This window comes from Amycolatopsis sp. NPDC051372, from assembly GCF_040682095.1.
GTDB lineage: Bacteria > Actinomycetota > Actinomycetes > Mycobacteriales > Pseudonocardiaceae > Amycolatopsis.
This window is the reverse complement of the sequence record NZ_JBFBAF010000008.1, coordinates 255,283-276,846: the sequence shown is the minus strand read 5'-3', so window position 1 is coordinate 276,846 and position 21,564 is coordinate 255,283. Positions and strand designations below refer to the sequence as shown.

Below are 21,564 nucleotides of genomic sequence, written 5' to 3'. Positions count from 1 at the left end.
GGAGGTGGAGCACGTGGACTTCGGGCTGACCGAAGACCAGGAAGCACTGCGCCGCGGCGCCCGCGAGCTGGCGGCGAGGTTCCCCGACGAGTACTGGGCACGGTGTGACGCCGAGGGCACGTTCCCGTGGGACTTCTACACCGCGTTCGCCGACGCCGGGTGGCTCGGCATCGCGATTCCCGAGGAGTACGGCGGTGGCGGCCTCGGGATCTTCGAAGCCGCGCTGCTGCTGGAAGAAGTCGCCGCCTCGGGCGCCGGGATGAACGGGTGCAGCACCATGCACCTCACGATCTTCGGCCTCAACACCATCGTCAAACACGGCAGCGCCGCCCTGCGCGAGGAAATCCTCCCCCGCGCCGCCGACGGCTCGCTGCACGTCTGCTTCGGCGTGACCGAACCCGACGCCGGCACCGACACCACGCGCATCCGCACCTTCGCCCGCCGCGACGGCGACGGTTACGTGATCAACGGCCGCAAGGTCTGGATCACCAAGGCCGGCCAGTCGCAGAAGATGGTGCTCATCGCGCGCACCACCCCGCTCGAGGACGTCGAGCGGCCCACCGACGGCATGTCATTGTTCCTCGTGGACGTCGATCCGGATGCGATCACGCTGAACGCGATCCCGAAGATGGGCCGCAACGCCGTCAGCTCCTACGAGGTCGCGATCGACGACCTGCGCGTGCCCGCGTCGGCCCGCATCGGCGAGGAAGGCCAGGGCTTCCGCTACCTGCTCGACGGTCTGAACCCCGAACGCATCCTGCTCGCCCACGAAGCCCTCGGCCTCGGCCGCGCCGCCGTGGACCGCGCCGTGACCTACGCGCGCGAGCGCGTCGTGTTCGACCGGCCGATCGGGCAGAACCAGGGCATCGCGTTCCCGCTCGCCGAAGCCCAGACGCGCCTCGACGCCGCCGCGCTCATGGCCCGCAACGCCGCCTGGCGCTACGACCAGGGCCTCTCCTGCGGGCGCGAGGCCAACATGGCCAAGTGGCTCTGCGCCGACGCCGGCTTCCAGGCCGCCGACCGCGCGATGCAGACCCTCGGCGGCATGGGCTACGCGAAGGAGTACCACGTCGAGCGTTACTTCCGCGAAGCCCGCCTGCTGCGCATCGCGCCGGTGAGCCAGGAGATGGTGCTGAACTACGTCTCCACGCACGTGCTGGGGCTGCCCAAGTCGTACTGAGACCGGCACGCCGAAGCGGTCCCACCCGGGGGATGCCGGGTGGGACCGCTTCGGCTTTCCGGGCCGCGCCTAGATCTTCGGCAAGGCCACGTCGTTCACCGTGGCCGTGCCCGCCATCACCTTCACCTGCCGGAACTGCGGCTGGTACCCGTTGGCGGCGACGGTGACCATCAGCGGGTTGTAACCCTTGTCCAGCCACAGCCGGTAGTGGCCCTGCGCGTCGGTCTTGAGGGTGTACGAGACCTGGCCGCACACTCCATTGTGGACCATCGTGCAGACCTGCACCGTGGCGTCGGACACCGGGGCGCCCGACGCGGCGTCGGTGACCGTGCCCGAAAGCTCACCCCAGGCCTTGGGGGCCGCGGCCTGCAGCGTGACGGGCAGAGCCGCCACCGCGTAGGGCGAGTCGGTGTCGAGCGCGATCGTCGCCGTGTACTTGCCGGGCTGCGTGACCTTGCCGGAGTCGACGGTCACCGCGACGTTCGCGGTGGCGCCGGGTGCGAGGTCCAGCTCGGTGCTGCCTTCGGAGAGCCAGCCGGCGTCGTCGTCACCGCACTGGTCGTAGCCCGGCAGCATCGCCGTGGTGCGCAGCGCCGGCACGAACGAACCGACCTGGTAGAGCGCGCACGCCCCGCGCCCGCCGCCGTAGTACTCCTGCGGCAGGTCCGGCAGCGACGACCACTTGTCGCTCACCGGGTCGTATTCGATGGTGTGCGCGGTTTCGCCGGCCTGCGAGACGACCGTGCCGGTCCCGGTCTCACCACCGGCGAGCTGCAGGCGACCGTTCGCCCCGCTGTAAGCCATCTGCGAGACCTCGTACGGCGCGTCGGCCACCTTCGTCCACGCGGTGGTACCCGGCTTGAACACATAGGTCGACTTGATGTTCGTGACGCCACCGAGGTATCCGCCGGCGCACACGAGCTCAGCGTGGATACCGGCGCAGGCCGCGTCGCTCTCGGCCTCCGGGTAGTCGGGCAGCGCCGACCAGGTGTTGTGCCCCGGGTCGTAGACGAACGCCGACTTCACCGGGTCCTTGCCGCACACGCTCGCGCAGCCGCCGACCACGTACAGCTTGCCGCCCAGGGTGGCGGCGGTGCTGCCGTAGAGCTTGGCCGGCAGGTCCGCCAGCCGCGACCACGTGTTCGTCTGCGGGTGGTAGGCGTACGTCGTGGACAGGACGCCGGGCATCCCGGCTCCGCCGACGACGTACAGCGAACCGTTCAGGAACGCCGCCGCACCACGCATCACCGGTTCCGGCATGTCCGCGATCGGCGACCACGCGGCGGTGACCGGGTCGTACACGTAGCTGCGGGCCGAGGGCGAGAGCATGTGCATGGGCATGCCGCCCGCGCTGTAGATCTTGCCCTGGTAACCGCCGAGCGCGCTTTCGTAGGTGAACTCCGGGACGTCCGCCAGCGGCTGCCAGCCGGCCGCCGCCGACGGGTCGACCCCGGTGAATCCGGTGACGTGCTCGCCGAGCGACACGTGCACCGGTGCCGTGCCGGTGTTGGTGAGGTTCACCGTCTGGTTCGCGACCTGGCCCATCGTCTTGCTCACGGCCAGCGCGGTCGAACCGACCGCCAGCTGCCCGGCTTTGAGCTTGACGTCCAGGCGGGCCACGGAGTTCAGGCCGGTTGTCGTCGACAGCGCCGGTGACGAGTACCGCGGCAGGGTCGCCGTGTACTGGTGCGTACCGGTGGTGTCGAACAGCTCGTAGAAACCGTCGGGCAGAGCCGCGTCGTCGGACGTCGGGGTGCTCACCGCCGAGCGGGCCGTGGCGGAGTCCGCCACCGTCACGTCGTCGCGCGCCTCGCCGGTGTTGGCGTCGGTGACGACCCCGGCGACCAGGCCACCCTCGGTCGGGGTGCACGAACCGACCACGACGTCGTCGAGCTCCGCGAGCGAGTTGCCGGCACCGCTGAAGTGGAACCGCACGCGCACCTTGTCCTTGCCCGCGGCCTGCGGCAGCGGGATCGACACCTGCCTCTGCAGGAGATCCGTCGTGTGGTGCGCCAGCGTGGTCCAGGTGACACCGCCGTCGAGGGACAGGTCGGTGTCGAACACGCTGTCCCCGTCCGGCACGTACAGCCCGCCGAACGACAGCGCGGGAGCGAGGTCACCACTCAGGTCGAGCACCGGCGACACGAACTCGGTGTCCTCCGCCTTGCCGTCGCGGGTGATCGGGCTGGCGATGGCGTAGTTCCCGGTGCCGATGAAGTTGAACAGCTCGATGCCGTTGTCGAACGACCAGCCGGGCGACGCGGTGTCGGTGATCGTCCAGCCGTCCTTCGGCGTGGTGCCGAGCCAGCCTTCGAAGTTCGTCAGCGCGGCGTGGCCGTAGCCGAGCGCGCTGCACGCCTGCTGATCGGCGGTGGCGGTGAAGTTCTGCCGCACGCTCGAATCGTTGACGCTCACCTGCCGGTCGATCGTCGCGTACCCGGGCTGCACGGCCGAGATGTGCACCTGGTAGTCGCCACCCTGCGGCAGGTCGACGCTGTAGTGCCCGGAGAACGGGTCGGTGAAGATCGCGCCGCCGGGGTAACCGTCCACGGTGATCTTCGCGTACAGCGGCCAGCCGTGGCCCGAGCCGTCGGTGACCGTGCCGGACACCGTCTGCGTGGCGATCTTCGTGACGGCGTAGTCGGAGGTGGTGGCCTGACCGTCCACGATGGACAGCTCGCCGCTGCCGTTCTCGTAGCCGAAGCGGGTGACCGCGATCCGGTAGGAGTCGGCGGCGACGGCGAGGTGGTAGGCACCCCGGGCGTCGGTCGTGGCGTGGTAGACGTTGCCGGTGCCCTTGCCGGTGGCGGTCACGGTGGCGCCGGCGATCGGCGTGCCCGCGGTGTCGCGGACGTGCCCGGCGACCGTCCCTTGTGGAGTGTAGGCGAGCGTCGCGACGCCGTGGGGTGAGCCGAGGCCGGTGGGGCCGTCCCAGCCGGGTCCGGCAGTGCACAGCGCCGTGGCCGCGGCGCACGAGCCGTTGGTGCCCTCGGTGACGTCGTAGAGGTCGTTGCCGTGGTTGAAGTAGGCGTAGGTCGCGGGGTTCGTGCCCGGACGCGGGTCGCCGGCGAGGGCGAACATCGAGGCGATCAGCGGCGACGACAGGCTCGTGCCGCCCACCTGACCCCAGCCGCCGGACTTGCCGGAGTCGTAGATCGCGAAGCCACTCGCCGGGTCGGCGATGGCGGAGACGTCGGCGATGGCGCGGTTCGCGCAGCCGGTGGCGAGCTCCTGCTGGTACTCGGGCTTCGGCTCGTACGGGGAGCAGCCGGAGCCGGCGTCGGACCAGGCCTGCTCGCTCCAGCCGCGCGGGTTCGCCGGGTCGCGGTAGAGGTTCGTGCCGCCGGCGGCGACGACGTTCGGGTTGGCGGCGGGCCAGTCCTGCAGGCCGTAGGCGTGGTCGCCGGTCGAGGCGACCATCGCGACGCCGGGCACGGTGTAGTGCGAGTCGAGCGTGCCCTCTTCGGGGTCTTCACCGTCGATGCCGTAGGAGTTCGAGACGAACTTCGCGCCCAGGCGCACGGCGGTGTCCACGCCGACCACGATGTCGTAGGGGCTGGTGGAGGCGCCCTCGACGAGCAGGATGTGGCACGCGGGGCACGCGGCCGAGACGGCGTCGAGGTCGAGCGCGGTCTCCTGCGCCCAGCCGTCGTCGTCGGCCGGGTAGTTCACGCCGCCGTTCTGATCGACCTTGCGGAAGCAGCCGTTGTCCGTGGTGCACGGCGGGAGGCCGTACTGCGCGCGGTACACGGCGAGGTCGGCTTCGGCGTGGGAGTCGCCGAGCGCGTCGATGATGGCGACGGTCTTGCCCGCGCCGCCGTCGGGGAGGTCGTAGGCGGCCTTGATGTCGGCCGGGCCGAGCGAGTCCGGCAGCGGACCGGCGTTGCTGGTCAGCGGGCGCAGGTCCTTGCCCGCCTTGAACAGCGAGTTGCACGTGACGGTGTGCGGCTTCGGCTTGGCGGGGTTGCAGCCGGTCGGGGCGTAGAGCGCCTTGGGTGCCTTCGCGGCGGTCTTGCCGGTGGCCGTCCGGGTGGCCTTGTCGGCGGCGACGGGCTTCGCGTCGCCGGAGGTGTTGGCCGCGTCGAGCACGGCCTGCCCGGCGGTGGCGAGTGCGTTCGCGGACGGTTGTGGTTGTGCCGCGCGGGGTTGGGTCGTGCCGGCTTGGGTGGTGCCGACGACCAGCGCCAGGCCGGCCAGCACCGGGAGAATGAGCGCCAGCAGGCGCCCCCGGGGGACTCTCAAGGGATAACCTTTCCGTTCGCCCGGGCAGTCACAGGGGTTCATACCCCGCGGGCAGGTCGCGCCCGGCTTCGTCGACTGCCCGGTCGGACCGATCGCCGGGCGCCGGTGCGGCGTCGGCGGGATCCGCGGTGGTGGGGTGGGGATCCGTTCCCGCGTCGGGCCGGGGTATCGCGGTGCCGTCCACCGGACGGTCATCGCCGGGTCTCGTCGCGTTCACCGGCGAAGTATCGGGGCGCGCACGCTCCGTTCGCGATTGGGCGGATGACCTAATCTCCGGCCCGCGCCGGCTTAGTCCACGGCTCCGGATCGGCCGGTCCGCCACTTGGTTCAGTCCGGCGCGGCCATCAGGCTCCCCGCGACAACGCGCTCCCGGCGACCACCACACGCGACGCGAACCGCAGGTGCGCACCGCGGAGCCCAGCGGCGGCGCCAGGATCTCTGGCCCTCGCCGGGCGGCCGGCCCGGTGATCGACGCTGGTTCAGTCCGCCGTCGCCGGGGTGATGCCGGCCTGGGTGGCGCTCACCGCGAGCGCGGTGCGGGAGGACACGCGGTGTTTGCGCATCGCGGAGTTCAGCTGGGCCGCCACGGTTTTCGGGGAGCGGGACAGGACCTGGGCGATCTCCGGGTTGGTGAGGCCCGTCAGCAGGAGCCGCACGACTTCCAGCTCGCGAGGGGACAGCTGGTCGCCGTAGCCGCGGCGGCCGCCGCGCCACACGGCGGTGCCGGGGAGGTGTGAGCGGACGCGAGAGGCGGCGGCAGAGGCACCCAAGGCGACGCAGTCCGCGAGCACCTTTTCCAGCTGTTCCAACGCAGGAGCGCTCGAACCGCCGGCCAGCAGGCACAGCGCTGCACGTTCGCGGGCGAGCAGGGCGTCGTACGGTCGCGGCAATGCCGCCCATGCGGCGGCGGCATCGGCCCACTCCCGCGCGGCGCCGGCGTGGTCGCCCGCGGCCTCGGTGAGCAGTGCCCGGCACCAGTGCGCCGCGCCCGTCGCGCCGGGGTGGCCGGCGGCGAACTCGGCGGTAAGGGCCGAGGCCTCGGTGACCCGGCCGGCGGCCAGCAGCGCTTCCACCCGCACCGGCGCCAGTTCGTCCGCCCACAGCCAGATCTGCTTGCGCGCCACCACGGCCATCGGTTCCTCGGTGACCGCCAGCGCCGGCTCCGGGCGCCCGGCCGCGAGGTGCAGCCGGGCCAGCGCCGCGGCCGGTTCGAGCGGCATGTCGACAATCCCGCGTTGCCGGGCGGCGTCGAGCACCAGCGTCAGCTTGCGCTCGACCTCGGCCTCGCTGCCGGGCTCGGTGGCGGACTGCAGCAGCGCGCCCACCAACGTCGTGTCCAGCTGGATCAGCGGTTCCTCAGCGAGATCCGCGAACTCGGCGACGCGCGAAGCCAGCCCCTGCCACGAGCCGGTCAGCCAGTCGAGGCGGATCAGCGTCGCGAGCCCCATGTCGCGCAACCGCTGCAACCCCTGCCGCTCCGCCAGCTCGACGGACCGGGTCAGTTTGGCGCGCGCGTCGGCGTAGCGGCCCCACTGCAGAGCGGCGTCGCCGTAGTTGAGCAGGCCGCGGGTGATCTGCAGCGGGTCGTGGGCGTCGTCCGCGGGCAGGGTGTCCGCGACCGTCCAGCCGGCTTCGTCGCCCATCTCGAGCAACGCCGTCGCGCGATCGACGGTGAACGACAGCCGCTCGTCCTCCGGCACGGCCGAGCGCACGACAGCGTCGGCGCGGTCCAGCCACTCGCGGTGCGCCAGCGCGGGCCACGACGCCCCGGCGGGCCGGCCGAGCACGGACATCGCCTGCGCGACGGCGACCGGATTGTCCGCCAGATCGGGGATCGCGCGTGCCAGCTCGGCGGCGCCCTCGGCGTAGTCGCCGGCGTGCATCAGCAACCGGCCCAGCTGGCTGCGGATCTCCGCGGTCTCGCGCCGGTCGAGCACGGCGCTGTCGAGCACCCCACGCACCGTCCGCACGAGGTCGACCCGCCCGAGGTAGCCGGTGAACGCGAACAGCGGCGTCTTGCGCGAAAGCCTGGCCACGGCCGTCGGCGGCAGGGCGGGCGAGGCGAGCAGGCCGTGGAGGAAGGACACGGCCGTGTGGTGGTCGCCGGACGCGAGCGCGAGATCCGCCGCGCGTTCCGCGTACTCGCACCACTTCTCCGTCTCGCCGGCCTCACGGAAGTGGTGCGCGAGCACGGCGACCGGCGCGGGGTCCCAAGCCGACAGCGCCTTGCCCGAACGCCGGTGCAGCTCGCGGCGTTCGCGCCCGCCCATGCCGTCGTACACGGCCTTCGCGGCCAGCAAATGCCGGAAGCCGAGCCGCCCGCGTTCGTCCTCGACGAGCAGACCGCTGCGCGCGGCCTCGTCGATCGCCGTGCCCGCGCGTTCGGCCGGCAGCCCGCAGACCTCGACGACGTCAGGTTCGGCCGCGGGGGTCGCGAGCACCGCGCACGCCCGCAGCACCGCCTGGGCGTCGGGCGTGAGCCGCACGAGCCGTTCGGCCAGCGCGTCGCGGATCGTCGGCGGTACGGCGATGTCGGTGAGCGAACGCCGGATCCACTCACCGCCCTGGCGGATGAGGTCGGCGCGGTCGCGCAGCAGCCGGACGGATTCCTCGAGCGCGAACGGGATCCCGTCGGTGTGCCGGTGCAGGAACCGCGCGAACGGCTCCGACACGCGCTCGTCGCCCAGCATCGACGACACCAACTGCGCGGTCTGGGCCACGTCGAGCGCGCCGAGGGTGATGCGCGGGTAACGCGAGGACAGCCGCAGCAGCAGGCTGTCGTCGCCGACCTCGTCGGGCCGGTAGGTGAGCACGAGTCCCGGCCGCTGCTGCCGGGCGGCGAGGAACAGCAGGAACTCCAGCGTGGTCTCGTCGGCCCAGTGCACGTCTTCGACCACGAGCACGTCGACGTCGATGCGGTCGAGCAGCTCGGCCAGCGCGCGCAGCAGCCGGTGCCGGGCCGCGCCCGCGTCGGCCAGCGCCTCCGGCGCCGGCGGCAGGTCCCACTCCGGGAACAACGGCCGCAGCGTGCCGGCCAGCGGGCTCAGCTCCAGGCCGGCGACGCCGGGGCGCGCCTGGCGCAACGCGTCGACGATCGGGCCGAGCGTGAGCGCCTCCCGCAGCGGCGGGCAGCGCGCGACGAGCACACCGGGCTCCTGCGGCAGCTCCCGCACGAGCCGGCTCTTGCCGATGCCCGCCTCGCCCGAGACCAGCACCACCCCCGGCGGCGACGCGAGCGCCGCGGCGAGGCGGGTGAGCTCGTCGTCGCGGCCGATGAGCCGGGGCGTGCCGACCGCGGGGAGGTCACGCCTGTCCGCTGCTACGCGTACCTCGCTCGCCTCGCCGATCACCGCTGGATTCTCGGCACGTCGGCCCCGCGCGGGCAAGCGTCCGGACCGTGATTCACACTGCTGTCACACGTTTCCGACAAAAATCGACACGCCACGAGCAAGTGGCGCAACGCCGTCGGCCGATCGGCGCAACCGTCCGGAGTGGACCTGCAACCAGTACTTCCGAGCTTCCTCGAAGAAGCCGGCGCGGCCCTCCCCCACTGAACCGACGTCACACGCCCACGGTCCGAGGCACCGGGGAACTGCTCGTCGCTGACCCTGACATTGCGCCGTGGCCTGTGCAGGCTCGGTCAGCTGGTTGCCTTCGGTCGAAAACCATGTCAGCAGTATGAAAACTATCGAGAACCAACCGGGCGAGACCTAGATCATGAAGAAATTCGGCGATTTCGACTAACGCGAAGATTCCAGGTTTTTCGCGACGGGCAGCCCCATCGCAGCGCACGTTGTCGCGTCACCGGGGAACACACCGACCGCGCCGACCGCCGCCTGGTCGATGTTGACGGCCGCGGACGTCAGGACGCACGCGACGAGCGGAGGAACGACCCGGGGCAGCCCGGGCTTCTGCCACCGGTAGTAGTCCTCAGCCCAGGCGGTCTTGCAGTACGACATGATGTGGGCCGCGGTGTCACCGCGGCCGTTGGCGCTGTTGCCGCTGACGCCGACGGCGACGTGCTGACCGTCCGCGCTGCTGGTGATGTCCGCGTTCTGGTAGCAGTAGGCGATCTCGCGCTCGGTCGGCGCCGCGGTGGTGACCTGCCCGCCGGCGGCCGGGGTCACCGTCTGCGGGGTTCCGCTGGTGAACAGCGCCGCCCCGCCGAGTCCGACGAGGACCACCGCGGCGGCAGTGCCTGCCAGAGCCAGCTTGGTGCGTCGCCGCACCGCTCGTGCCCCCTGGGCCTCGATCGCCTCGAAGTCCAGCGACACCGGCGGCCGGCGGGAGCCCAGGGCCCGCTCGAGCAGCTCCCGTTCTGTCGTCATGGCAGAACCCTTTCGGTCGGGTTGAGCGTGGTCGAGTCGTCGGACAGCAGCGTCCGCAGCGCGGCCAGGGCGCGCGCGGACTGGGACTTCACCGTGCCTTCGCTGATCCGCAGCGTCGCCGCGGTCTCGGCGACCGAGAGGTCGCAGTAGAAGCGCAACGCCAGCACGGCACGCTGCCGTGGCCCCAACGTGCGGAGCGCGGCGCGGACATCAGCGCCGTCCTCGGGGGCCGCGGCGCGCTGCGTGCGTTCGGGGGGCTTCGTCAGCACTTCGCTGCGGCGGTGCGGCCGGCGGGAGGCGTCGATCGCCAACCGGGCCATGACCTTGCGCGCGTAGGCCTCGATTCCCGCGGGATCCAGCCGGTGCCAGCGCTTGTACAGCCGCAGCAACGTCACCTGCACGATGTCCTCGGCCAGGGCCCAGTCCCCGCACATCAGGAACGACACCCGGCACCACACCGGCGCGCGGTCCCTCGCCACGTCGGTGAAGCTCTTTCGATCCGCCACGTCACCACCCCTCGTCGACCACCCCATACGACGCGGGGACCGCGCGAGGTTGCATGGCTAGCCGAAATCTTTCCGGCGCGCGGCTGCCAGGCCTGCCTTGGCCAGGTCCTCCAGCGCCGCACATCGCTCTCGTCGGAACGGACGAGGTGCTCCTGTTCGCCGCGAAGCAGCCGGCGTGCGCGGGGTGTGACTGCGTGCTGCGGCGGGGTCGCCGGTGTTGGTGCCCGAGCGGGACAGCGGCAGGGCTGGGCCGCGCAGGATCACGCGTCAGAGTCGTGGACGCGGTTTTGTGGTCCTGCGGAGTGCCCCGTCAGGACGACGGCGCGATCTCCGCCGAGTCACTCAGCCGCAGCTTGCGCCGGGCCCGTTGGAAGAACGTGGTATGACCCAGCCGCACGACCCGGGCCGCGCTCGGGCGGGCGCACAGCTCGATGCGCTCCCCCGGCTCCACGTAGCCCTCGACGATCCCGTCGACCTCCACCGCCAGCCGGCCGCTGCCCGGCAGCAGCTCGAGCGCCAGCGTGTCGTGGACGGAGAGCACCACGCCGCGGCCGTACGCGGAGTGCGGGGCGGCCGGCGTGACCAGCAGCGCCTCCACGGCGGGGCTCGTGATCGGGCCGCCGGCGGAGAAGCTGTAGGCCGTGGAGCCGGTCGGCGTCGCGACGATGACCGCGTCGGCCGCGTAGCTCACGAACTGCTCCTCGTTCACGCGCACCGCGACCAGCGCCCCGCCGTCGCCGGGCACGCGGACCACGGCGACGTCGTTGAACGCCGTCACGGTCCGGCCGCCGATCACCGCGTCGACCGCCAGGCGCGGCTCGACGGTGAACTCGCGCGCGTCGATCATCGACAACGCGCCGGGCAGGTCGGGCACGTCGACCTCCGCCAGGAAGCCGAGCTTGCCGAGGTTCACGCCCAGCACGGGGGCGCGCTGCCCGTCGGCCAGGCGCATGGCGCGCAGCATGGTGCCGTCGCCGCCGAGGCTCACCAGCAGGTCGGACTGGGTGGCGAGCTCTTCCGCCGACACCCCCACCGCCTTGCAGTCCAGGCGCACGATCTCTTCGGCGATGCCGAGGATCTTGATCCCGCGGTTCGCGGCCCACGCGAGGACGGCCTCGACCGCCGGGGCGGAGTCCCGCTTCGGGTGCAGTACCAGTCCGGCCGAGTGCACGTCAGCGCCCTGCCGGTCCGAAACGCACTACCGGTTCGAACAACGCTGCCGGTTCGAAGAGCGCTGCCGGTCCGGGGCGCACTGGCTGTACGAGAAGCATGGGCCAAGTCTGCCCGGATCCGACGCCTTTGGCGAGCCCCGCCTAAGCTGGGCGTTCGTGATCGAGAGTGCGCGCGGCGCGGCCGCCAACTGGGCGGGGAACCTCACCTACGGCGCCCGCGAGGTGCTGACCCCGCGGACGCTCGACGAGGCCCGCGAGCTGGTCGCCTCCGCGGAGCGGATCAAGGCGCTCGGCAGCCGGCACAGCTTCAACGACGTGGCCGACAGCCCCGGTGGCGTGCAGCTGGATCTTTCGGGGATCTCGGGTTCACCGTCGCTGGACACTCGCGCTGCCACCGTGACCGTCGGGGGTTCGGTCCGCTACGGCGACCTCGTGGCCCGGCTCGACGAAGCCGGCTTCGCGCTGGAGAACCTCGCGTCGCTGCCGCACATCACCGTGGCCGGCAGCGTCGCCACCGGCACCCACGGCTCGGGCGAACGCCACCCCGGCTTGGCCGCGGCCGTCTCCGCGGTGGACCTGCTGACCGCCGACGGCTCGCTGCTGACCTTCACCCGGGGCGACGCCGACTTCGCCGGTGTCGTCGTCGGCCTCGGAGCTCTCGGCGTGGTGACCCGGCTGACGCTCGACCTGATCCCGTCGTTCACCGTGCGCCAGGACGTGTTCGACAACCTGCCGTGGTCCGCTGCCGTCGAGCACTTCGACGAGATCCAGGCGGCGGGCTACAGCGTCAGCCTGTTCACGAACTGGGCCCGCGACGTCGTCGACCAGGTCTGGCTGAAGAGCCGCACCCCGGCCGAGTTTCCGGCTTCGCCGCCCGCCGCTGTCCCGCCTTCACTGTTCGGCGCCGTCCCCGCCGACGGTCCCCGCCATCCTGCCCACGCGGCCGGCGTGCCGGCCGGCAACACCACCGCCCAGCTCGGCGCCCCCGGCCCCTGGTATGACCGCCTCCCCCACTTCCGCCTCGGCTTCACCCCGAGCGTCGGCGCCGAACTCCAGACCGAGTACTTCGTGCCCCGCGCCGCTGCCCCCGCCGCCTTCGAAGCCCTGCGCGGCATCGGCCACCTCATCGCCCCACTGCTCCTGGTGTCCGAAATCCGCACCATCGCCGCCGACGACCTCTGGCTCAGCCCCTCGTCGGGCCGCGACAGCGTGGCGATCCACTTCACCTGGCTCCCCCGCCAACCCGAGGTCGAGACCCTTCTGCCGACCATCGAGTCCACCCTCGCCCCCTTCGCCCCCCGCCCCCACTGGGGCAAACTCTTCCACGGCGAGGCACTCGACCTGGCCTACCCGCGGTCGGCCGACTTCCGCTCCCTGGCGACCCGGCTGGACCCCGCGGGAAAGTTCCGCAACCCGTTCCTGGACCGGCACGTCTTCGGCAGCTGATCACGCCGCACCGCTCACCACGCCGGGGCGAGCTTTCGCGCGCACCGAGTTCCGCTGATCACAGTCGGCAGCCTCAATATCAGGCGTATGCAACTATTGCCAGCGACGGTAGTTGTCCACGCTTCAGGAGGAAGTCCCATGCCGCTCGCCCTGCTCGCGCTGGCCATCGGCGCGTTCGGCATCGGCACGACGGAGTTCGTGATCGCCGGGTTGCTGCCCGAGGTGGCGGCCGATTTCGGGGTGTCCATCCCGGCCGCGGGGTGGCTGATCACCGGGTACGCGCTGGGGGTGGCGGCCGGTGCGTTGCCGATGACGGCGCTCGGCACCAGGATGCGGCGCAAGCACCTGCTGCTCCTGCTGATGGGGGTGTTCATCGTCGGCAACGCGTTGTCGGCGCTGGCGCCGAGCTACGGGGCGCTGCTGGCCGGCCGGATCGTCGCGGCGTTGACGCACGGGGCGTTTTTCGGGGTCGGCGCGGTGGTGGCCGCGGACCTGGTCAAGCCGGAGAAGAAGGCCGGCGCCATCGCGCTCATGTTCACCGGGCTGACGCTGGCCAATGTGCTCGGCGTGCCGCTGGGCACGTTCATCGGGCAGGGCCTGGGGTGGCGAGCGACGTTCTGGGTGGTCGCGGGGCTGGGCGTGCTCGGGCTGGCCGGCGTCGCCGCGCTCGTGCCGGACACCCCGAGGCCCGAGAACACGAGCATCAAGACGGAGTTCGCCGTGTTCCGCCACGCGCGGGTGTGGCTGGCGGTCGGCCCGACGATCCTGGGCTTCGGCGGCGTGTTCGCGAGCTTCACCTACATCGCGCCGATGATGACCGAGGTCGCCGGCCTGCCGAGCAGCGCGGTGAGCTGGCTGCTGGTGCTGTTCGGCGTCGGGCTGGTGCTCGGCAACCTCGTCGGCGGCAAGTTCGCCGATCGCGCGCTGATGCCGACGCTGTACACGGTTCTGATCGCGCTGGCGGTGGTGCTCGCGGTGTTCGCCTTCACCGCTCACGCGGCCGTGCCCGCGATCGTCACGCTGTTCCTGCTGGGCGGCTTTGGCTTCGCCACCGTGCCGCCGTTGCAGATGCGGATGCTGGCCAGCGCGGAGGCGGCACCCACGGTCGCCAGTGCCGTGAACATCGGCGCGTTCAACCTCGGCAACGCGCTGGCCGCCTGGCTCGGCGGCGTCGTCATCGCCGCGGGCTACGGCTACGCGTCGACCAACTGGGTCGGCGCCGCCATGACGGTGGCCGCCCTCGCGCTGGCCGTCGTGTCAGGCCGGCTGGATCGCGCGAAAACACCAGTGCCGGCGCACTGACCACAGTGGACACCGCGGGCCCGGCGCACTCGCCAGGCCCGCGGCACCTACGTCACACCAGCTTGCGCAGCCGCGGCAGGATCTCCGTGCCGTAGGCCTTCAGGAACCGCTCCTGGTCCGGCCCGGGGGCGTGGAACACCAGGTGCGTGAAGCCCAGGTCGAGGTACCGCTTGATCGCCGCCACGTGCTCGTCCGGGTCGGACGACACGATGAACCGGCTCGCGGCCCGCTCGATCGGCAGCGCGTCGGCCAGCCGCTGCATCTCGACCGGGTCCTCGACACCCGTCTTCTCCTCCGGCTTCAACGCCAGCGCGCCCCAGAACCGCGTGTCCTGCAACGCGCGGTCGGCATCGGCGTCGAACGAGACCTTGACCTCGATCATCATGTCCACGTCGCCGACCGCCCGGCCCGACTGCTCCACGCCCTCGCGCACGGCGGGCAGCAACGTGTCCGTGTACAGCGACGGCGCCTTGCCACTCGTGGTGATGAACCCGTCACCCCGCCGGCCCGCGAGCCGCGTGGCCGCCGGGCCGGAGCCCGCGATGTAGAGCGGCACCGGCACCTCCGGCCGGTCGTACACCGTGGCCTTCTCCGTGCGGTAGTGCGCACCTTCGAAGTCCACGCGCTCCTCCGTCCACAGGCGGCGGATGAGCTCGATCGCCTCCTTCAGCCGCGCGAACCGCACCTTCGGCTCCGGCCACTCGATGCCGAGCGGGGCCTCGTTCATCGACTCGCCCGACCCGATGCCCAGCACCACGCGGCCCGGGAACAGGCACCCGAGCGTGGCGAACGCCTGCGCCACCACCGCCGGGTGGTAGCGGAACGTCGGCGTCAGCACGCTCGTGCCGAGCACCACCCGCTGCGTCGCCGAACCGAGCGCGCCCAGCCACGGCAGCGCGGCCGGCGCGTGGCCGCCGTCGTGGCGCCACGGCTGCAGGTGGTCGCTCACGAACACCGAGTCGAACCCGTTCTCCTCGGCCAGCACGCCGTAGCGCAGCAGCTCCGCCGGCGCGAACTGCTCCGCCGACGCCTTGTACCCGAACCTCACCACTGGACTCGTCCCTTCTCAGACGCCCGCGTTCACCTTGCCGATGATCTCCGACCCGAGCAGCTCGATCTGATCGAACCACCGATCGAACTTGAACCGGAAGTCGAACACCAGGTGCTCCACTCCCGTCGCGGCAAAGCGGTCGATCTCCTCCAGAGCATCCTCCGGTGTCCCGACGATGAGCTGCCCTGAGAGATCCTTCACGGTCTCGAATGTGCCCGACGGTGGCTTCACCGCGAACTTCGCCTTGTTCGCCCAGGCCAGCAGGCCCGGCACGTTCACGTGCTTCACCGCTTCCTCGTACGTGCGCTCGATCGACGTGGGCGGGATCACGGCCACGGTCGGCATCGTGCGCCCGGCCTGGTCCGAGAGCTCCCGCATGGTCGTCACGCGCTTGTCCAGCGTCGCCATCGAGATCCGGCCCGGCATCCAGCCGTCGCAGAACTCGACCGCGAGCCGGGCCGAACGAGGGGTGGCACCGCAGTACCAGAACGGTACCCGCCCACCCAGCGGCTTCGGTTCGATCGTGATGTCGCTGAACGAGAAGTTCGCGTCCGAGTAGGTCACGTCGTTCTCGGTGAACACGCGCTTGAAAATCTCGGCGTTGGAGCGCACGAGCTCCACGCGGTCGCGCTCGCCCCACTCGATGGCCTCGAACTCGTGGTCGAATGTGCCGGCGCCGAACCCGAGGATCACGCGCGGGCCGAACAGCTGGGTCATCGTGCCCGTCATCAGGGCCGTGACCAGCGGGTGCCGGAACGGGATCAGCGAACCCGTGCCCAGCTCGATGCGCTCGGTCACGGCGCCGATGGCCGTGAGCGTGGTGAGCGCGTCGTAGAACGTGCGGTTGGGTTTCTCCATCTCGCCGTGCGGCTCGAACACCAGGTGGTCACGCACCCAGACCGAGTCGAACCCGGCCTTCTCGGCCATGATCGCGCCCTGGAGCACGTTGTCGCGCGAGGCGTGCTCGCCGAAATGCGGGAGCAGCAGTCCGAACTTCATGCGTTCTGCACCTTTCCTGACACCGCCTGCTTGCCGTGCCCGGCCTCGCCGGTCACCTTGCCGCCCGCGAACACCTCGGTGCCGCGGACGTAGGTCTGCTCGATGCCGGCCGTGAGCTGCCGGCCGTCATACGGGGTCCAGCCGATCTTCGACAGCACGCCGTCGTTCGTGATCGTCCAGGGCGCGTCGAGGTCCGCGATCACGAAGTCCGCGTCGCAGCCCGGGGTCAGCGCGCCTTTCACGCCCTGCAGGCCGAACTTCGCGGCCGGCGCGCCGGCGACGAGCTCCACCGCGCGGTCGAGCGTGAGCAGTCCCTTGTTCACCGCGTCGAGCGCGAGCGGGTAGAAGTACTGGATGCCGGGGGTTCCCGTGTGGGAGCTCCACATCTGCGTCCAGCCGATCTCCTTCTCCTCGCGCGTGTGCGGCGCGTGGTCGGAGGAGAACATGTCGATCGTGCCGTCGCGAAGGCCCTCCCACACGGCTTCGCGGCCGTCGTCGGGCACCCAGTAGGACAGCGCGTACGGGCCGAGCTTCTCCACATCGTCCCAAGTGGACAGGAACGGCAGCCAGTGGTTGACCTCGCACGTCACGTCCACGCCGTGCTGACGGGCCCGGCGCACGGCCTCGACGGAGCGGCGCGTCTGGATGTGCGCGAGGTGCACCTTGCAGCCCGACGCCTCGGCCAGGCGCAGCACTACCTCGATCGCGGTGTCCCAGATGACGCCGTTGCGCGCGGCGTAGGCCGACGCGTAGCCCTGCGGCGTGTTTTCCCCGCGAGCCAGGTATTCGCCCTCGATGTAGTCCATCAAGGACTGGTCGTGCGGGTGGATGATGAAGCGCTTACCCGTCTTGGCGATGGTGTCCATCATGCGCAGCAGGTCGCCGTGCCCGTGCATGCCGGTGCCGGCCGGGTGCGGGTAGGTGCGGCCGGTGTCCACGACCATGTAGATCTTGTATGCGTTTACGCCCATCGCGGCCATCGGCGCGATCTCGTCGGGCTGCGTGGCCGCCGGGTTGTGGTTCCAGTCCACGATGGACTTCTCGGCGTAGAGGTCGAACACCTCGCGCAGCGTCTTCGCGGTGGTGGTCGGGGGATTCAGGTTCGGCATCCCGAAGATCGTGGTGACGCCGCCCGCAGCCGCCTGCAGCGACGTCGTGTAGATGTCTTCCTTGTGCTCGAACCCGGGTTCGCGGGTGTGCACGTGGACGTCGACCATGCCGGGCAGCACCAGTTTCCCGGTGGCGTCGACGGTGCGGCCGACGTCGGCGATCTCGACGGAGCCGGATACGACCCCGACGACCTTGCTCTCGTTCACCAGCAGGTCGCCGTCCACGGCGCCGCTGGGCAACTGGACCCGGCCACCGCTCACGCGAAGATCGATGCTCATGCCTTCACCTCCACTACGGCCGGGTGTCCGCCCGGCCGGCTCGAACGCACGACCACATCGGCCGGGCGGAGATACTCCTCGAACCACGCGACGATGCGGGGCGTCGTCGCGGTCCAGTACTTGTCGTAGGCGGCGTAGTGACTCGTGTGCCGCTGCATGATCAGTTCCTTCGGCCCGCGCGCGGCTTCGTAGATCCGCTCCGCGTGGTCGGTGGGCGTGGTGGCGTCGTTCTCCACGCCGATCACGAGCAGCGGCGTGGTCAGCGTCGCCGCCGCCTCGGCCGGGCGGTAGGCGATGATCTCCTCCGCCGCGGACAGGAGTACCTGCTTCGGCACGCGTCCGTCCACATCGGATTTCACGCTCGTGGCGCGGCGTTCCGAGGTCGGCACCATGATCTCTTCGCGCGGGTTCACGAGCTTGCCCACGCCGTGCAGCGTCCGCTCGCGCCGGTCGGCGTCCAGCTCCGCCAGGAAGTCGAGCCACTGGTACTCGCTGCGCATGCGGTGCAGCCAGTCGCCGCCGTCGGCGACGGGCAGCTGGCTCACCGCCGCCCGCACCCGCGGGTCGACGGCCGCGAGCAGCACCGCGTTGCCCCCGCCCGTGCCGCCGCTGCCGAACACGCCGATCGAGTCGGGCAGCACGTCGGGCCGCGCCTCGGCGTAGGTGACCGCGCTGCGCAGATCGGCAAGCTGGCGGGCCGGCGAGAGCCGCTCCGGATCGCCCTCGGAACCACCGAAGCCGCGGTAGTCGAACACCAGCACGGCGAAACCGGCGTCGGTGAGCGCCTGGTGGTAGCGCACGTAGAGCTTCGCGTCCTTCAGACCCATCCAGCCCGGGCCCTGCACGACGACGCGGTAGGGCCCGTCGCCCTCGTCCGGGGTGCGCCAGAGCCCGCTGATGCGTTCGCCGTCGCTGAACCAGGAGACCTCGTCAGTTCGCATGCCGTTTCCGTTCACTCCTGCCCGCCGGTTTCCGGGCAGGGGGTACCTGCCCGGCGATTCGGCCGGGTTTGCCGACAACGCTTTTTTCGATTTGCGAGAAAGGATTCTGTTACGCGGGGAATTCGCTTTCGGGTTCGCGATCGCTTTCGCCGGAAAGGATCTTGGCGACGCCTTCGCTCACTTCGCGAAGGTGGTCGTGCAGAGCCGCTTCGGCCTTCTCGACGTCACCGCGCTCGACGTGGTCGACCAGCGTGGTGTGGCGTCCGTGGTGGCTGCGGCTGCCCGACACCCGCCAGCCGAGCAGGTACCGCCCGACGCTGCTGCGCAGATCCTCGATCAGCTCCACCAGCCGCGGATTGCGCTCGGCGTCGTAGAGCTCCCGGTAGAACCGCACGCGGACGTCGAGGAAGCCTTCGCCCTCCTCCTCGGCGTCGAGCAGCTCCGCGTTGCGGCGCAGGCTCGCGATCCGGTCCGCGGTCATCGTCTTCATCGACTTGCGCAGCGCGTGGGTCTCGAGCAGGTCGCGCAGCTCGTAGATCTCCACGAGCTGTTCGGCCGTCAGCGTCTTGACCACCGCGCCGCGGCGCGGGTGGAACTCCACGAGCCCCTCGGCGTCGAGCCGCAGCAGCGCGGCCCGCACCGGGAGCCGGGACACCCCGATCGCGGTGGCCAGCGCCTCCTGCCGGAGGTGCTCCCCGGGGGCGAACGCCCCGGAGAGCAACGCCTGGCGCAGGACTTCGTAGACCATGTCGCCGATCGAACGGTAGCCGCTCGACAACCGCGACACGACCTCGTCGAAGCTGGCGCGGCCGGTGATCGCGGCCCCCTCCGGGGTGCCGCCTCCCGTACCGCCGCCGACTCCTCCGGACTGACGCTGAGCCATCGTGACCTAGCCTCCCCTCGACCGGCGTGCGCCGGCCGTCAAGCGGTTACCATTCGTCCTGGTTTTGCCGGACAATCGTATCCTGGATCCATTATCGGACCGACCCGGACGAGTCCTTTCCCACTGGGCACTTTTCACCGGGTCTTTCCGTTGCCGACCAGGTGGATCAGTTGATCTTCATGGCCGCCGTCGCCTTGTCCCACGTGGCGGTGTCGACCCAGACGGACGTGGCCGGTGCCTTGGTGATCGCGCCGACCTTGTTGGCCAGATCCTCCTGGACCTTCGCGGAAGCCTCGGAGTAGGCGTCCTTCGAAGCGGGGAACGTGTCCGCTGCCTTGAGTGCGTCGTAGGTGCTCGACGCTTCCTTCTCGTCCGCCTTGGCGTAGGCGACCGCGGCCTTGACCCACTGGTCCTTGTCGGTGTTGAAGATCTGCGCCGCCTTGATCCACGCCTGGTCGATCGCCACGGCCAGCGCGCCGTGGCTCGCGAGCCACTGCGGTGAGGTCGCGAGGAACGAGTCCGCGAGCTCCGGCGCGGTCTTCGACATCGTCACGAGGTCGTGGAAGCCGGCCGAGGTCAGCTTCGAGACGTCGGTGGCGTGCGCGAACGTCGCGTCGATGTGGTGGGTGAGCATGGCGCTCACGCGCACCGACGCGCCACCGGCCACGGTCGTGGTGACCGCCTTGGGGTCGATGTTGTTCTTCGCCAGCAGGTCGGCGAACATCAGCGCCTCGACGCCGTGGACGTTCGAGGTGCCGTAGACGTGGCCGGGCAGATCCTTCATCGAGCTCAGCGAAGGGGCGCCGATGAAGTGGTAGTCCAGCCGCGGCTGGCTCGGCCCGAAGATCTTCAGGCCCGAGTTGATCGACGACGACACGGCGAGCGTGCCGATGTCGGCGTCGCCGGCGAGCAGCACCCGGATGGCCGAGGGGTCGCCGGTCTGGTTGACGATCGTCGCGTCGGCGCCCCAGCTCTTGAGCACCTGCGCCACGAGGGCGATCTTGGTGTCCTCGATGGCGGGGGCGGCGCCGGTGACGATCCGGATGGTGGTGCCCTTGAGGTTCGGCGTGCCGTCGGCCGAGGTCGGCAGCTTGTCGCCGGTGCCGGTGGCCGCGTCGCCGGAGCCGCACGCGGCCGTGAGCGACACGGTGAGCGCGGCGATCGCGCCGACGACGAGCGCCGTGCGGCGCCGCCGCGAAGAGGGAGCGGACATCGCGGACCCTCCTTTCTGGACTGGATCTGACGGTGGGGTGGGGAGGGAAATGGGGGTTGGGAGAGCGGTTCGAGCGTGGTGCTCCAGTGCAGGAACTTCAGTGCGGGAACTTCAGTGCAGGCCGAGCACGATGCCCAGCACGTGATCGCGCAGCTTCGCCACCTCGGGATCGCCGAGCAGCTCCGCGTGCGTCCGCGGTTTGGGGAACGGGACCTCGACGACGTCGCGGGCCGAGCCGGGCGAGGTGCCCATCACCACGATGCGGTCGGAGAAGAACACGGCCTCGTCTACGTCGTGGGTCACGAGCACCGTGGTCGCGCCGATGCCTTCGATGATCGTGGCGATGTCCTGCTGGAGCCGGCGCCGGGTGAAGGCGTCGAGCGCGGACAGGGGTTCGTCCATGAAGAGCACATCGGGGTCGCAGGCCAGGGCCCGGGCCAGGCCCGCGCGCTGCTGCATGCCGCCCGACAGCGCCGACGGGTAGTAGCCCGCGAAGTCCTGCAAGCTCGTCATCTCGAGCTTCGCGGCGATCGCGGCGTCGACCTCTTCGGGCGGGAGCTCCTTGGCCTTCAAGGCGAAGACCATGTTCTCGCGCACGGTCTTCCACGGCAGCAGCGCAGGCTCCTGGAACACGAACCCGATCGAGCCCGGCACGCCCTGCACAGGGTTGCCGTTGATGCGGATCTGGCCGTCGTCGACCGGGATGAGCCCGGACATCATCCGCAGCAGCGTGGTCTTGCCGCAGCCCGAGGCGCCGATCAGCGAGATGAACTCACCCTGGCGGATGTCGAAATGCACGTCGGAGACGGCGAGGAAGCTCTCGGCCTTGCGGCCCGGGCGCTGGTAGCGCTTGGACACGTGCTCGATCTCGATGCAGGCCGTGGGTGCGCTCATGGCGAACCTTTCATTGACG

16 protein-coding genes are annotated in these 21,564 nt (G+C 70.9%); 3 read left to right on the top strand and 13 right to left on the bottom strand.

Annotation, left to right across the window (positions count from 1 at the left end; translation table 11 throughout):
• Positions 1 to 13 precede the first annotated feature (13 nt).
• A complete protein-coding gene (locus tag AB0M56_RS15255) occupies positions 14 to 1,180 on the top strand; it encodes an acyl-CoA dehydrogenase family protein (protein ID WP_364175656.1) in 1,167 nt (388 codons plus the stop codon).
• A 69-nt stretch (positions 1,181 to 1,249) separates the two neighbouring features.
• Here the strand turns inward: AB0M56_RS15255 and AB0M56_RS15250 are convergent, their stop codons facing one another.
• The 6 genes from AB0M56_RS15250 to AB0M56_RS15225 all read right to left on the bottom strand — a co-directional run bounded on the left by AB0M56_RS15250 (position 1,250) and on the right by AB0M56_RS15225 (position 11,427).
• Entirely contained in the window at positions 1,250 to 5,422 is a 4,173-nt protein-coding gene (locus AB0M56_RS15250; RefSeq protein ID WP_364175653.1) for a carboxypeptidase regulatory-like domain-containing protein, read from the bottom strand.
• Between the two features lie 28 nt (positions 5,423 to 5,450).
• Positions 5,451 to 5,639, bottom strand: a complete 189-nt coding sequence (locus AB0M56_RS15245) for a hypothetical protein (protein WP_364175651.1) — start codon at positions 5,637 to 5,639, stop codon at positions 5,451 to 5,453.
• A gap of 262 nt (positions 5,640 to 5,901) precedes the next feature.
• Positions 5,902 to 8,772, bottom strand: coding sequence for an AAA family ATPase (locus tag AB0M56_RS15240; protein WP_364175648.1), 2,871 nt, complete (start codon positions 8,770 to 8,772; stop codon positions 5,902 to 5,904).
• A gap of 390 nt (positions 8,773 to 9,162) precedes the next feature.
• Positions 9,163 to 9,750 (bottom strand): hypothetical protein, encoded by a 588-nt coding sequence (locus AB0M56_RS15235; RefSeq protein ID WP_364175645.1) that lies wholly within the window; start codon positions 9,748 to 9,750, stop codon positions 9,163 to 9,165.
• A complete protein-coding gene (locus AB0M56_RS15230; protein WP_364175642.1) occupies positions 9,747 to 10,256 on the bottom strand; it encodes a sigma-70 family RNA polymerase sigma factor in 510 nt (169 codons plus the stop codon). Before AB0M56_RS15230 ends, AB0M56_RS15235 begins: the two co-directional genes overlap by 4 nt.
• 310 nt (positions 10,257 to 10,566) lie before the next feature.
• Positions 10,567 to 11,427, bottom strand: a complete 861-nt coding sequence (locus AB0M56_RS15225) for an NAD(+)/NADH kinase (RefSeq protein WP_364175639.1) — start codon at positions 11,425 to 11,427, stop codon at positions 10,567 to 10,569.
• A gap of 157 nt (positions 11,428 to 11,584) precedes the next feature.
• Between AB0M56_RS15225 and AB0M56_RS15220 the strand changes: the two genes are divergently transcribed.
• Positions 11,585 to 12,874, top strand: coding sequence for an FAD-binding protein (locus AB0M56_RS15220; protein WP_364175636.1), 1,290 nt, complete (start codon positions 11,585 to 11,587; stop codon positions 12,872 to 12,874).
• A gap of 138 nt (positions 12,875 to 13,012) precedes the next feature.
• Positions 13,013 to 14,176 (top strand): MFS transporter, encoded by a 1,164-nt coding sequence (locus AB0M56_RS15215; RefSeq protein ID WP_364175634.1) that lies wholly within the window; start codon positions 13,013 to 13,015, stop codon positions 14,174 to 14,176.
• A 52-nt stretch (positions 14,177 to 14,228) separates the two neighbouring features.
• Here AB0M56_RS15215 and fgd read toward each other — a convergent pair whose 3' ends face one another.
• From fgd to AB0M56_RS15180, 7 genes are all read right to left on the bottom strand, one after another.
• A complete protein-coding gene (gene fgd, locus AB0M56_RS15210; protein WP_364175631.1) occupies positions 14,229 to 15,227 on the bottom strand; it encodes a glucose-6-phosphate dehydrogenase (coenzyme-F420) in 999 nt (332 codons plus the stop codon).
• 15 nt (positions 15,228 to 15,242) lie between these two features.
• A complete protein-coding gene (locus AB0M56_RS15205; RefSeq protein WP_364175629.1) occupies positions 15,243 to 16,226 on the bottom strand; it encodes an LLM class flavin-dependent oxidoreductase in 984 nt (327 codons plus the stop codon).
• Positions 16,223 to 17,614: a dihydroorotase family protein gene (locus AB0M56_RS15200; protein ID WP_364175626.1), complete on the bottom strand. Its 1,392-nt coding sequence runs from the start codon at positions 17,612 to 17,614 to the stop codon at positions 16,223 to 16,225. The genes AB0M56_RS15205 and AB0M56_RS15200 overlap by 4 nt, the downstream gene beginning before the upstream one ends.
• Positions 17,611 to 18,555, bottom strand: a complete 945-nt coding sequence (locus AB0M56_RS15195) for an alpha/beta fold hydrolase (protein WP_364175624.1) — start codon at positions 18,553 to 18,555, stop codon at positions 17,611 to 17,613. The genes AB0M56_RS15200 and AB0M56_RS15195 overlap by 4 nt, the downstream gene beginning before the upstream one ends.
• Before the next feature lie 109 nt (positions 18,556 to 18,664).
• On the bottom strand, positions 18,665 to 19,438 hold the full coding sequence (locus AB0M56_RS15190) for a GntR family transcriptional regulator (protein ID WP_364175621.1): 774 nt from the start codon (positions 19,436 to 19,438) through the stop codon (positions 18,665 to 18,667).
• Positions 19,439 to 19,604: 166 nt separating this feature from the next.
• On the bottom strand, positions 19,605 to 20,651 hold the full coding sequence (locus AB0M56_RS15185) for an ABC transporter substrate-binding protein (protein ID WP_364175618.1): 1,047 nt from the start codon (positions 20,649 to 20,651) through the stop codon (positions 19,605 to 19,607).
• A gap of 111 nt (positions 20,652 to 20,762) precedes the next feature.
• A complete protein-coding gene (locus tag AB0M56_RS15180; RefSeq protein ID WP_364175615.1) occupies positions 20,763 to 21,545 on the bottom strand; it encodes an ABC transporter ATP-binding protein in 783 nt (260 codons plus the stop codon).
• Positions 21,546 to 21,564: the final 19 nt, after the last annotated feature.

Coding starts and splice junctions, on each gene's coding strand:
- AB0M56_RS15235 (WP_364175645.1), bottom strand. CDS start 9,750: ATGACGACAGAACGGGAGCTGCTCGAGCGGGCCCTGGGCTCCCGCCGG.
- AB0M56_RS15215 (WP_364175634.1), top strand. CDS start 13,013: ATGCCGCTCGCCCTGCTCGCGCTGGCCATCGGCGCGTTCGGCATCGGC.
- AB0M56_RS15205 (WP_364175629.1), bottom strand. CDS start 16,226: ATGAAGTTCGGACTGCTGCTCCCGCATTTCGGCGAGCACGCCTCGCGC.
- AB0M56_RS15200 (WP_364175626.1), bottom strand. CDS start 17,614: ATGAGCATCGATCTTCGCGTGAGCGGTGGCCGGGTCCAGTTGCCCAGC.
- AB0M56_RS15195 (WP_364175624.1), bottom strand. CDS start 18,555: ATGCGAACTGACGAGGTCTCCTGGTTCAGCGACGGCGAACGCATCAGC.
- AB0M56_RS15190 (WP_364175621.1), bottom strand. CDS start 19,438: ATGGCTCAGCGTCAGTCCGGAGGAGTCGGCGGCGGTACGGGAGGCGGC.
- AB0M56_RS15185 (WP_364175618.1), bottom strand. CDS start 20,651: ATGTCCGCTCCCTCTTCGCGGCGGCGCCGCACGGCGCTCGTCGTCGGC.
- AB0M56_RS15180 (WP_364175615.1), bottom strand. CDS start 21,545: ATGAGCGCACCCACGGCCTGCATCGAGATCGAGCACGTGTCCAAGCGC.